Source organism: Microcoleus sp. B6-A1 (genome assembly GCF_036705085.1).
Classification (GTDB): Bacteria; Cyanobacteriota; Cyanobacteriia; order Cyanobacteriales; family Microcoleaceae; genus Microcoleus.
The window spans coordinates 85030-94940 of the sequence record NZ_JAUBTU010000017.1 but is presented as its reverse complement, the minus strand read 5'-3'; the positions used below and the strand labels follow the sequence as shown (position 1 = coordinate 94940).

Here is a 9911-nt window from a genome sequence, read left to right as displayed (position 1 = left end):
ATTATACTGATGATGGGTAAAAAAGTCATGGTGGGGTTCACGAGTATTTATACTCATCGCAAAAGTGACACGCTCCCAACTCATTGACTTTAGTATTGCATCTTTGCTACCAAGGGAAACTCAAACCCTGATGAATCCTAACCTGCTGGAAGGGACACTCGGCTATTTGTCTCCCGAACAAACGGGAAGGATGAATCGCGGCATTGACTACCGCAGTGACTTTTACTCTTTGGGCGTGACTTTTTACGAATTGCTGGCGGGACGATTGCCGTTTCAATCCAACGATGTGATGGAATTAGTACACTGTCATATTGCCAAGCAACCACCATCACTGCATGAAATTAATCCTGAAATCCCGCCCGTACTTTCGGAGATTGTCAGCAAATTAATGGGGAAAAATGCCGAAGACCGCTATCAGAGTGCGTTGGGGCTGAAATTCGATTTAGAATGTTGTTTGGAGCAACTTGAAGAAAACGGTAGGATAAAGAGTTTTGCGATCGCGCAGAGGGATGTTGGCGATCGATTCATTATACCAGAAAAACTCTATGGTCGCGAAACCGAAGTAGAAACCCTACTCGAAGCCTTCGATCGCGTCAGTAGTGGCACAACAGAAATGATGCTAATAGCTGGTTTTTCTGGGATTGGAAAAACGGCAGTTGTGAATGAAGTTCAAAAACCAATTGTCCGCCAGCGTGGCTATTTTATCAAAGGCAAATTCGACCAATTTAACCGCAACATTCCTTTCTCAGCTTTTGTCCAAGCATTTCGAGATTTAATCGGACAATTGCTGAGCGAATGTGACGAGGAGTTGAAAAAATGGCAAACTCAAATATTCCAAGCACTGGGCGATAACGGTCAAGTCATTATTGAAGTAATTCCCGAACTCGAAAAAATTATTGGCAAACAATCACCCGTACTAGAATTATCAGGAAATGCGGCAAAAAATCGGTTTAATTTGCTGTTCCAAAACTTTATTAAGGTGTTCACAAAACCCAAACATCCCGTGGTAATGTTTTTGGATGACTTGCAGTGGGCAGATTCCGCCTCGCTGCGGTTAATGGAAATGCTGGTGGCCGATGCGACAATCGGCTATTTATTAGTAATTGGTGCCTACCGAGATAATGAAGTATTTGCAGCACATCCGTTGATGCTGACACTGGATGCAGCGGTAAAAGCTGGGGCAACGGTGGATACTATTACGCTGGAACCCTTGAGTTCCGAAAGCCTAAATCATTTGGTTGCTGATACGCTCAATTGCGATCCATCTTGGGCAAGACCGTTGGCGGAGTTGGTGGCACAAAAAACCCAGGGAAATCCCTTTTTTGCAACGCAGTTTCTCAAAGCACTGCATCAGGATGGGCTGATTGAGTTTGACCGGGTTGCGGGTTTTTGGCAGTGCGATATGGTGCGAGTTCGGGAGGCAGCGCTGACGGATGATGTGGTCGAGTTTATGGCGTTGCAGTTGCAAAAATTGCCGCCAGCGACTCAGAATGTGTTGAAGTTGGCTGCTTGTGTGGGGAATCAGTTTGATTTGGGGACTTTGGCAGTTGTCTCCCAGCAATTGGAAACGGAAACGGCGGCAGATTTGTGGAAGGCTTTGCAAGAGGGGTTAATCCTGCCTGAAAGTGAAATCTATAAGTTTTATATTGGTCGAGAAAGACGGGAGGAGACCGATAATTCGGAGGTGGTGAATTACAAGTTTTTGCACGATCGCGTTCAGCAAGCCGCCTATTCTTTAATTCCCGAACAAGAGCGCTCGCGTGTTCACTATCAGATTGGACAATTGCTGAGCCAGCAAATTTCACCGGCAGCTAGAGAAGAGCAAATTTTTTCAGTTGTCAATCAGTTGAATTATGGTATTGCGCTGATTGAAGACCAAACACAACGTGATGATTTGGCACAACTCAACCTCACGGCTTGCCGCAAAGCCAGAGGCGCTACTGCTTATCAAGCTGCTCGCGAGTATGCGGAGATCGGGCTAAATTTGCTTGGAGAGAGCGCTTGGCAACGACAGTACGAGATGACCTTGAACTTGCACGACATAGCAGCAGAAGTGGCTTCACTCTGTGGCGAATTTGACCAGATGAATCAGTGGATTGACACTGTGATTCATCATACCAGAACTCCCCTAGAGCGAGTGAGCGTTTACACCGTCAAAATTCAGGCATTATCGTCCCAGAACAAGTTTTTAGAAGCAATTGCTATCGGTTTGTTGAGTCTCAAAGAATTAGGAGTTGAATTGCCCGATCGCCCTACATTAGAAGATATTCAGCAAGCAGTGCAGGAAATTAATAGCTCGATCGGCGATCGATCTATTGAAGAGTTATTCGATCTGCCAGCGATGGTGGATGCCCAAAAACTGGCCGCGATGCAAGTGGCGGCAAGTATGGTGTCAGTTTGTTATGTGGTCGGTTGGTCTTTGTTTGCGTTGGTGACTGCCTTACAGGTAAATTTATCAAAAATTTGGGTTTAAAACCCTGTCCTTCTAGGACGGCTTTAATTTCTTAAAACTTCTTTCAACAAGTCCAGTAAGTTCCTATATTTGTGATATACTATAAAAGTCAAGGTTTAATTCCTTTACCATCGTGAAACAGTTAAGACACACTTTTAGGTATAAACCGGGGGACGTAGAGCAGCGAAAACTCTTTAAACAGCTAGAGGTTGAATTAAACCTTAAACCAGTTAAAACAAACTATTCTTTTAGGATTGTTAAGTAGGGTAGGGCATACCCAAACTCTAGGTAAATATCCTAGTACGCTTTTGGAGATAGACCCGCTGGGGTGGCTGCGAATCAGGCTCGTTAATTGGTAGTTTTCTACGGTTAAAAGGTCTGAATATTGCCTTTCATGACGCAACACTTAAAGGTTAGTCGCTGAATTAAGAATCCTCGCACTTTTAGGTCGGGGAGTGTCAAATTTCTATGACTCACTCATAGCCCTGGCCACTCCTGAGTCCGAGACGGAGTTAGAAACAGGGCTGTTTCATTCTCACCAAAAACATGAATTTTGTAGGGGTAGTGCCCCCGTGCCTACCCCCTACCTAGACGATTCGATCGGCAGGTCAGACCAAGAGGGCCGGCACGGGGGCACGGCCCCTACGGATAATGAAACAGCCCTGGAGTTAGAAACGCAGGGGCAACGAGTTCAGGAAAATCAAAGGAAGTTGCAGCATTGGGCAGAACACGCCCCCATGAATTATTTGCATAAGTGGCAGTTGGTAGAAGCAGAGAAATACCGAGTTGCCAGACAGAGGGCAGAAGCTATTGAAATGTACGATCGTGCCATTTCTGGAGCGAAAGAAAACGAATACATCCAAGAAGAAGCTCTTGCTAACGAACTAGCAGCTAAATTCTACCTCGACTGGGGCAAAGAAAAAGTGGCGCAAGCTTATATGCAAGAAGCCTACTACTGTTATGCTCGCTGGGGTGCGAAAGCCAAAATCGATGACTTAGAAAAACCCTATCCCCAACTTCTTGCTCCCATATTGCAGGCCAGAGAAAATCGTTTTGTAATCAGCGAAAGTCGCCTCCAAACAAGCAATAAATCGTCAATTTTACCTCAAAGATTCCAAACAATTCGATCGAGTAGTAACAGTATTTACGAAACCCTCGATTTCGCGGCTATTCTCAAAGCCTCCCAAACTCTCTCAAGTGAAATTAAATTAGAAAAAGTGCTGGCTGGCCTGATGTCTGTGGTGATGGAAAATGCCGGGGCAAAAAAAGCAGTTCTGCTGTTGCTTAAGGATGGGAATCTCGCCATCGAAGCTGTAGCCTCCTTCAATCAAGATGTCATCTCAATATCTGTACCGCTGTCAGCCAGCGACGAGGTTCCCGCTGCTGTGGTCAACTATGTTAAGCGGACTTGGAAAACTGTCGTTTTGGATAATGCTGCAGTACAAAACGATTTTATTGCCGAGCCGTATTTGATGCAGAAAAAGCCCAAAAGTGTGCTGTGCGCGCCCATTTTAAATCAGGGTAAATTAATCGGGTTGCTATATCTAGAAAATAACTTGACAATTGGTGCATTTACAGAAGATCGGACTGAAGTCATCCAACTTTTGTGCGCCCAAGCGGCTATCTCTCTAGAAAATGCCCGCTTGTACCAACAATCTCAAACTTATGCAAAAGAATTAGAGCGATCGCTCCTTGAGTTGCAGCAAGCACAGTTACAGATCGTGCAAAGCGAAAAAATGTCCACCTTGGGCAATCTCGTCACAGGAATAGCCCACGAAATTAATAATCCTGTCGGCTTTATTAGCGGCAATATTGAGGAAGCAACTACCACGATCAAAGATCTGATTGGTCACTTAAAATTATATCAAGAAAAACTGCCAAATCCCGGCGAGGAAATCGAACAAGATGCTGAGGATATTGATTTAGAGTATGCCTTAGAAGATTTGCCAAAAATGCTGTTGTAGATGAAAGTGGGGTGCGATCGCATTCGCGGCATTAGCACCAGCCTCCGCACCTTCTCCAGAGCCGATAAAGACTACAAAGTTCCCTTTAATATCCATGAGGGCATTGACAGCACCATCTTAATTTTGAAACATCGGCTGAAAGCCAACGAGCACCATCCGGCGATCGAAGTCGTCACAGACTACGGCAATCTCCCCCCAATCGAATGCTTTCCCGGTCAACTGAACCAAGTCTTTATGAACCTGCTTGCTAACGCGATCGATGCCCTAGAAGAATCAAACCAAAGACGCAGTTTGGAGGCCATTAAAGCAAATCCACACTGTATCACAGTTCGTACCAGTCAGTCGGATGATCGGCACATCAAAATTCAGATTGCCGATAACGGTGCCGGGATGACAGAAGCGGTGAAACAGCGGATTTTTGACCATCTGTTCACAACGAAGGCAGTAGGAAAAGGCACTGGGTTAGGATTGGCGATCGCCCGCCAGATTGTAGTCGAAACCCACGGCGGAACAATTAATGTGAATTCAACCTTGGGGGGAGGAAGTGAATTTGAGATAGTGTTACCTGTTACTGAATAAAAGTTGACTGTTGACTGTTGACTGTTGACTGCGGAGTGTTGACTGTTGACTGCGGAGTGTTGACTGTTGACTGCGGAGTGTTGACTGTTAACTGTTGACTAATGACTAATGACTAATGACTAATGACTAATGACTAATGACTGATGACTAATGACTAATCGGCCATTATACCAGCCCCGATCGCAACTGCGGACACGAGCAAAACTTCCAGCGCCCCTTCGCCAGATTGCCAAAATCTCAATTATGCTAACCTAGGCAAGCAGCAATCCCTTGTCACGAAGGCGATTAACATAATTTCAAACAATTTATTTTATTGAGGAGCGGTGTATCCCGTATGGCAAATCTGATCGGCACAGACAGCAACGACTTTATTCTAGGAACTCCGCTGAGCGATCGAATTCGCGGCTTAGATGGCGATGATTCGCTCCTGGGTGCGGGAGGAGATGACACCCTAGAGGGCGACGGCGGCAACGACCAGCTTCTTGGAGCTGACGGAGCCGATTCGCTGATTGGGGGTGAAGGAAATGACGAACTCATTGGCAACCAAGGCCGCGATTTTGCTGCAGGCGGGAACGGCGACGACTCGATTCGTGGCGGTTTGGGCAACGACATCCTCGAAGGCAACGACGGGATAGACAGCGTGGTGGGAGACGCAGGGGACGACTTAGTTAGTGGCAACGCAGGCTTTGATGTGATTGCCGGCGGTACTGGCAACGACACCCTCACAGGGAATGACGGCGACGATTCGGTGTTCGGCAATGCTGATGATGACTTTCTCTACGGGAATGCGGGGAACGATTCTCTCAACGGCGGTAGCGGCAGGGATCAACTGTTGGGCGGTGAGGGCAACGATTACTTAAGTGCCAGCGACGGCGACGACACTTTGTACGGCAATGCCGACAACGATTCGCTCTTCGGAGATGCTGGTAATGACCAGATATTCGGCGGCAAGGCTGACGATACAGTTTTTGGCGGCACCGGTTCGGATACCCTTCGCGGCGATGAAGCCGACGACTCGGTACTGGGAGATGAAGGTAATGACTTTCTGTTTGGTGGCAAAGGTAATGATGGTATCGACGGCGGTTTTGGCGATGACTCCTTGGCTGGAGGTATCGGCGACGATACAATTTTGGGCAGTTTCGGCAATGACAATTTATTTGGGGCAGAGGGTAATGATTCTTTAATCGGAGGCGAGGGTTCAGATACTCTGACTGGCGGCAGCGGCAGCGATGTTTTTGGATTGGGAGCCGGGCCTGGCAGTCTAGCTTTAATTACTGATTACAATGACACAGAGGATTTCTTTGGACTGCCGAGCAATTTATCTTTCGCTCAACTGCAAGTTCGGCAAGGTAACGGTGCCAATGTCAGGGATACAGTAATTACTACGCTCGACGGCAAGCTTTTAGCAATTTTGATCGACACTCCGGCGGCGCTGATCGAGGCGAATGATTTTATCGCTGTGACTGGGCCGATTACTCCCAGGCCAAGCACCATTACAACTACAACTACCACTACAGTTACAACCACAATTGCAGATCCTCCAACTCCAACTACAGATTTAGTTTCACCTTCAACTACAGATTCAACTGTACCTCCAACTCCAGCTCCGTCTCCAAGTCCAGCTCCGGCTCCAACTTCCACGGAAGAAGCGACGCCGACTCTCACGGAAGCACCGACTCCGACTCCGACGCCGACGCCGACTCCGACTCCGACTCCGACTCCGACTCCGACTCCCACAGCAGCACCAACTCCGACTCCCACGGAAGCACCGACTCCGACTCCCACAGCAGCACCAACTCCGACTCCGACGCCGACTGCTTCGAGGATTCCAATTCCCCCGACAGTTAGTGTACCCGATTCGCCTCTGCTATCAATTAGTTCGATCGCCCCGACTCCGACTCCCGGACTATTGCCAATGCCGGGCCAGACGCCGATATTCCCGACGGCGGTGCCGAACGCGATACCTTTTCCTACACCTGTTCCTACACCTTACGGGCTTTAGGTGCGATCGCGCAGCTCAGTGATTAGTGATGAGTTAATGTAAAACTCACTAAACTCATCACTCATCACTATTTAACGTCTTGGGGAGTTTCGGCCGAGTCTTCTGGCGACTCGGCTGGAGAATCTTCTAGGGGAGATAATTGTTGGCTGTACCCCAAGAGCGATCGAAGTTTCATGCGGTGGATGTAAGGCCAGCCGCCATTGGCTTCAATATTCCTGAGCAGTTTGTAAAGTGCTTGGCGGTTGTCGGGAAAAGACGCTTGAAACAAACCGTCCCGAATTTCCCGGTGCGAAGCTTCCAGCCTCCGCAGCAGGGCCAAAAGCAGCAGACTGTCTCCCTGACAACTTTCGGCTAAAGTCCGAATCGCCTCTGTCAGCGATTGCATTTGAGACTGCAACTTTTCTGACTCTAAATCTTTGCCGTTGTCCATACTGCTGCTTCCTTTGAAATCTACAAGGCCTTTGTCCCCAGCCTTTTGGTCAACCGACTAATCGAGCTAGTCGCGATCGCCATTCGGGGTCATAAGCAAAGTAACTTAAGTAGGTTGACTTAAGCAATATTAATTTGCAGTCCAAGTCAGGAAAAGAGCACAACCCGTCGTACCATGTGTATTGGGCTGCGATCGGAACATGATTGAGAAATCATAAGTTCATGCTTATTTTCACGGCGCACTAGCTTGATTTTTTGAGTCAATGCCGGTGTCTGTGAAGCGAGCGATCTGGATCTAAATGCTGCCCTAAGCGCTGGCCTAGCCTGCCGGCGGGCAATTATATTTTGCTCGAAGTAGGGCTTTTTCTTAATATAATCCGATGTTGGATATTGAGGTTTGCAATGAAATATCGTGCTTTAATTGTTGCACTTTTAGCTTTTTGCATGAGTGCGCTGGTTGCTTGTTCTTCTGCTCCTGACACGACGGTGGCGACTACCGAGTTGCTCACCTACGACGAGATTAGAGGTACTGGCTTGGCTAATAACTGCCCTAGCTTGGCAGAAACTTCTAGGGGATCGATCCCCATCGAAGCGGGCGGAACCTATAAACTGACTGGTTTGTGTTTGCAGCCCACAACTTATTTTGTGAAGGAAGAACCAGCAAACAAACGCCAAGAGGCGGAATTTGTGCCTGGTAAATTGCTGACCCGGTTCACGTCGAGCATTGACCAAGTTCAAGGTACGCTCAAGGTCGGTACTGATGGAACTCTGACTTTCACAGAAGAAGACGGCTTGGATTTTCAAGCTATTACGATTCAATTACCGGGTGGAGAGCAAGTACCTTTCTTGTTTACCATTAAAGAACTGGTAGCTAGTTCCGAACCCGGAGTAGTTGCTATCAATACTTCCACCGATTTGAGAGGCGAGTTTAACGTTCCTTCTTACCGCAGCGCAGGCTTTTTAGACCCTAAAGGTCGTGGGGTATCGACTGGCTATGACAATGCTGTAGCGCTTCCGGCTACTGACAATTCCAAACGTGTGCGGGCTAATGTTAAGGTAGCTGACACCCGCACTAAGGCAGGCAAAATTTCTCTCCAAGTTGCTAAAGTCAACAGCGCCACTGGCGAAGTTGGCGGGATTTTTGAGAGCACGCAGCCTTCTGATACGGATTTGGGAGCTAGACCGGCTCTGGACGTGAAAATTCGGGGTTTGTTTTACGCTCGCATTGAGCCTTCTGTGTCATAAAATTGGCTTTCAGGATCGATCGAACTTGAGCAGTTTCTGGCCGTAAAGCTCCTGCTCGCCCTTCATTAGCCAACAGTCTTGAGCAATATAACTTAGGACTGTTGACTAATGACTAAATTCATGGTTGAATTGTGGTCATTCGCAAGTTATTAAGTTGGGATTTTTAATTAATTAAAGTATTGTATTCAAACCGCTTTCAGATTATAATATACTTGGGAAAAATCCCGGTTTAATTCGGGCTTGTGTCGAAGGTCTTCTACCTGATAAAGTTCTGCCTTATGCGGAAAACCTTCGGATAATTCAGCTAAATCCCTGCACCTTACCGAAAGTTAAACGGGTGTGTCCGCTATCACACCGATTAAGTGCTAGGATTACACTACCTAAAAGTGAGTTTTTTTAGACTAGATTGGAAACTAGATATAAAGCAACCTCAGTCCTCTGCTCTACCAACCCTTATGTCACCATGTCTACCACAGTGCCGAACGAGCTAAAAAGCGAAAATTTGCAATTGTTGCGCGAGTACCAACTTTCTGGATCGAATGAAATCCGCAATCAGTTAGTTAAACTGAATATTGGACTGGTCAGAAAAGAAGTTTACCACTGGATCAACCAGTGCGGTGAAAGCTACGACGATTTGCTGCAAGTCGGATGTATTGGGTTGATCAGGGCGATCGAGCGGTTTGATATCGCCAAGGGACACGCTTTTAGTTCCTTTGCAATTCCCTACATACGGGGCGAAATTCAACACTACTTGCGGGACAAAAGCCCTTCTGTGCGATTTCCCCGCCACTGGCAGTCCCTGGAGCGCAAATCTGTAGCCGCGATCAAGGATTTGCAAGTGCAGTTAAACCGCAAACCTACGGATGCTGAAGTAGCAGCAGCCCTTGAGGTTTCTGTACAAGAATGGCAAGAAATTAAGTTGGCCCATCTCAACAGATCGCCTCTGAGTTTGGACGCGCCGATGCAAGATGAAGATGAGGGGGCGACTTGTCTGGGAGAATTGGTGCCCGATAGCAAGTATCGGAGTTTTCAGTTGGCGCAAGAGGATCAAATTCGCGTACAGCAAGCTTTGGCGATGTTGGAACAACGGACTCGCGAGATATTGGAGTTTGTTTTTCTCTACGATTTGACGCAGAAGGAAACCGCTGAACGCTTGGGTATCAGTGCGGTGACTGTTTCTCGGCGAGTTAAGAAGGGGCTGGATTTGCTCAAAGAGATTATGACTAAACAGCTTTAGTTA

The 9911-nt window shown here is 47.3% G+C and carries 4 protein-coding genes and 2 pseudogenes; 5 read left to right on the top strand and 1 reads right to left on the bottom strand.

From position 1 onward, the window contains the following. Positions 1–49: 49 nt before the first annotated feature. The 3 genes and pseudogenes from QUB11_RS08680 to QUB11_RS08670 form a co-directional block, all read left to right on the top strand. Positions 50–2458, top strand: a pseudogene (locus tag QUB11_RS08680) (ATP-binding protein); the annotation flags it as partial. Positions 2459–3117: 659 nt separating this feature from the next. Further along, positions 3118–4995, top strand: a pseudogene (locus tag QUB11_RS08675) (ATP-binding protein); the annotation flags it as partial. Between the two features lie 334 nt (positions 4996–5329). Further along, positions 5330–6997, top strand: a complete 1668-nt coding sequence (locus QUB11_RS08670) for a calcium-binding protein (protein ID WP_333390276.1) — start codon at positions 5330–5332, stop codon at positions 6995–6997. Positions 6998–7064: 67 nt separating this feature from the next. Here QUB11_RS08670 and QUB11_RS08665 read toward each other — a convergent pair whose 3' ends face one another. Beyond that, on the bottom strand, positions 7065–7427 hold the full coding sequence (locus tag QUB11_RS08665) for a hypothetical protein (RefSeq protein WP_015175500.1): 363 nt from the start codon (positions 7425–7427) through the stop codon (positions 7065–7067). A gap of 401 nt (positions 7428–7828) precedes the next feature. On the opposite strand from QUB11_RS08665, the gene QUB11_RS08660 reads away from it, so the two are divergent. Both QUB11_RS08660 and QUB11_RS08655 read left to right on the top strand, forming a co-directional pair. Then, positions 7829–8671, top strand: coding sequence for a photosystem II manganese-stabilizing polypeptide (locus QUB11_RS08660; RefSeq protein WP_333390273.1), 843 nt, complete (start codon positions 7829–7831; stop codon positions 8669–8671). A gap of 463 nt (positions 8672–9134) precedes the next feature. Then, a complete protein-coding gene (locus QUB11_RS08655; protein WP_333202170.1) occupies positions 9135–9908 on the top strand; it encodes an RNA polymerase sigma factor SigF in 774 nt (257 codons plus the stop codon). The last annotated feature ends 3 nt before the right edge of the window (positions 9909–9911 follow it).

What these genes read in the sequence shown, in the direction of transcription:
- QUB11_RS08670 (WP_333390276.1), top strand. Translation starts at nt 5,330, where the DNA reads ATGGCAAATCTGATCGGCACAGACAGCAACGACTTTATTCTAGGAACT.
- QUB11_RS08665 (WP_015175500.1), bottom strand. Translation starts at nt 7,427, where the DNA reads ATGGACAACGGCAAAGATTTAGAGTCAGAAAAGTTGCAGTCTCAAATG.
- QUB11_RS08660 (WP_333390273.1), top strand. Translation starts at nt 7,829, where the DNA reads ATGAAATATCGTGCTTTAATTGTTGCACTTTTAGCTTTTTGCATGAGT.
- QUB11_RS08655 (WP_333202170.1), top strand. Translation starts at nt 9,135, where the DNA reads ATGTCTACCACAGTGCCGAACGAGCTAAAAAGCGAAAATTTGCAATTG.